This window comes from Streptomyces niveiscabiei (assembly GCF_001419795.1).
GTDB classification, from domain to species: Bacteria; Actinomycetota; Actinomycetes; order Streptomycetales; family Streptomycetaceae; genus Streptomyces; species Streptomyces niveiscabiei.
In genome coordinates this window covers 1-2,696 of record NZ_LIRL01001190.1, presented here as the reverse complement: position 1 = coordinate 2,696, position 2,696 = coordinate 1, and the positions used below count along the sequence as shown (strand labels likewise).

The 2,696-nt window shown below is 74.6% G+C and carries 3 protein-coding genes; 1 reads left to right on the top strand and 2 read right to left on the bottom strand.

Annotated elements, in window-relative coordinates; genetic code table 11:
• A partial coding sequence (locus AOK24_RS41905) for a DUF4333 domain-containing protein (protein ID WP_055725122.1) occupies positions 1-309 on the top strand: 309 nt, incomplete at its 5' end.
• 21 nt (positions 310-330) lie between these two features.
• On the opposite strand, the gene AOK24_RS41900 is transcribed toward AOK24_RS41905, so the two are convergent.
• Both AOK24_RS41900 and AOK24_RS41895 read right to left on the bottom strand, forming a co-directional pair.
• Positions 331-1,686, bottom strand: coding sequence for a salicylate synthase (locus AOK24_RS41900; RefSeq protein ID WP_055725121.1), 1,356 nt, complete (start codon positions 1,684-1,686; stop codon positions 331-333).
• Positions 1,683-2,696: AMP-binding protein (locus AOK24_RS41895; protein WP_159052187.1), on the bottom strand; the 1,014-nt coding region annotated here is incomplete at its 5' end. The genes AOK24_RS41900 and AOK24_RS41895, both read right to left, overlap by 4 nt.

Here is a 2,696-nt window from a genome sequence, read left to right as displayed (position 1 = left end):
GTCCTCGGCACCCGCGCCCTCTCCACGACCGAGTCGACGACGTCGCTGGACGAGTACGACACGGTCATGGTGGACGGCCGCAAGGCCCTCGCGGCGAACATCGTCGCCGGCCGGACGCAGAGCCTGTACCACCCGCTGCCGTGGGTGGGGACCAGGCTCCACGACGTGACCTGCCCGGGTCCGCTGCTCGCGGTCGCGGGCACGCGGATGACGTGCACCGGCAGACGGACCAACGGGACGGCCGTCCGCATCCCGGTCACGGTCGTCGACGCGACGCCCACGCACATCACCTGGAAGTTCGACCGCTGAGCGCCACCCCGCCCGCCCCGCTCACCGCAGATACGGGGCCACGCTCCGGAGCTTCTCGCAGGTCTCCTCCCACTCGCGTTCCGGGGTCGACTGCCCCATCACCCCGGCGCCCGCGCGCAGCCAGCTGCGGCCGTCCCGCTGGAAGACGGTGCGCAGGACGAGCGCGGCGTCGAGGCCGCCGTGCGCGTCGGCGGTGAGGACGGCTCCCGCGTACAGTCCCCGCGGCCCGTCCTCGTAGCGGCCGATGGCCCGCAGGGCGCCCGGTTTGGGGCAGCCGGTGGCCGTGATCGCCGGGAAGAGCGCCGCGAAGGCGTCCCAGGGGCCCCGGCCGTCGGCGAGGCGTCCGGTGACGCGCGAGGCGAGGTGCTGGACGGAGCCGCGCTCGCGGACCGTCATGAACTCCTCGACGACGGCCGCGTCGGGTCCGCAGACCTGGGTCACCTCGTCGACGGCGAGGCGTACGGACAGGGCGTGTTCGTGGATCTCCTTGGGGTCGCCGAGCAGGTCGGAGCGCAGGCGGGCAGTCTCGTCGGGGTCCGTTCCCAGGGCGCGGGTGCCGGCCAGCGGCTGGGTGGAGACGCGGCGGCTGTCCGCGTCCACCTCGACGATCGTCTCGGGGCTGAAGCCGGCGGCCCGCCAGCCGCCGAGGTCGAGCAGGAAGGAGCGGGCGGGGGTGTTGGCCCGGCGGCCCGCGAGGTAGGTGGCCGCGAGGTCAGGGGCGAGGTGTCCGGGCAGCGGCAGGGGGCGGGAGAGGACGGCCTTCTGGAGCCGGCCCGCCCGGATGTCGGCCACGGTCCGGGCGACGGCGTCCTGATAGGAGGCGGCTCCGGTGCCCAGGAGGTGTTCCGTGTCGGCGGGCCCCTCCCCCGTCCGCCCGGTGGGGACGGCGAGTGCTTTGGTGACGAGGGCGAGGTGTTCGGGGTCGGCGGTGCGGACGCGTGCCGTGCCCGGGGTGAGGTCGACCTCGGTGACCGGCAGCATGAGGTGGAGCAGCGGTTCACGCCCCGGGTCGCCGGTGTCCGGGTGAAGCAGGTGAGCCAGTTCGAAGGTGGCCCAGCCGTACGCCCGCCAGTCGGGGTGCGGCAGGTGGGCGAGGAGCGCGGCGATCTGCTCCAGCGGCGCGCTGCGGTCCAGGGGGCGCCGCACCGCGTGGTTCCCGCAGCGGGCGACGACCTGGCCGGCGTCCAGGGTGACGGTGGCGGCCGGTCCCGCGGCGTACGTCCAGGTCCCGGCACGCTCGTAGACCACGTACTCGCCGCCGAGGCCCGACCGGGCGAGCCGTACCGCCGCCTCCGCCGGGTCCTGCGGTGCCTCGACGGTGTGCGGCGAACCCGGTGTGGGCAGGGCGTGCGCCCAGGTGTTCCAGGTGCTGGTCATGCGCGGGGACCTTCCTTCAGTTCTCGGGCCAGTGCCGTCAGCGCCTTCTTGTCGGTCTTGCCGACCGCTGTGACCGGCAGCGCGTCGACGGCTTCCACGCGGTCGGGGATCTTGTAGGGCGCGAGTCCGCGTTCCCTGAGGAAGGCGGCCACCTCGCCGCGTCCGGGGGCGGTGGCTCCGGGGGCGGGGACGACGAAGGCGCAGGTGCGTTCGCCGAGCAGGTCGTCGGGGACGGGGACGACGGCGGTGTCCCGTACGGCGGGGTGGCGGGCGAGCTGCTCCTCGACCTCGGCGGCGGCCACCTTGTCGCCGCCCCGGTTGATCTGTTCCTTGACCCGGCCCTCGACGACGAGGTGGCCGGTGGAGGTGCGGCGGACGAGGTCGCCGGTGCGGTAGTGGCCGTCGGCGGTGAAGGCGGTGGCGTTGTGCTCGTCGGCCCGGTAGTAGCCGCGCAGGGTGTAGGGGCCGCGGGTGAGGAGCCGTCCCGTGGTGCCGGGCGGGACGTCGTGGTCGTCCTCGTCGACGATGCGTATCTCGTCGTCGGGTGACAGCGGGCGTCCTTGGGTGTGCAGGACGACGTCCTCGGGGGCGTCGGGTTCGGTGTAGTTGAGCAGGCCCTCTGCCATGCCGAACACCTGCTGGACGACGGGGCCGAAGGCGCTCAGTGCCTCGGTGGCGTGCTCGGGCAGCAGGCGGGCGCCGCCGACCTGGAGGAGCCGCAGTGTCGACAGGTCCGCCTCGCCCCATGCGGCAGCCGCCGTCCACATGCGGGCGGTGGGCGGCACCAGGGCGGTCGCGGTGACGCGTTCGCGTTCGACGAGGGGGAACGCGCTGTCGGGGTCGGGTTCGTCGGTGAGGACCGCCGTGCCGCCCGCGTGCAGGGCGCCGAGGACGCCGGGGCAGCCGAGGGCGAAGTTGTGGGCGACGGGCAGGGCGGCGAGGTAGACGGTTCCGGGGCCGAAGCCGCACGCGTCGGCGCTGGCGCGGACGTTGTAGGCGTAGTCGTCGTG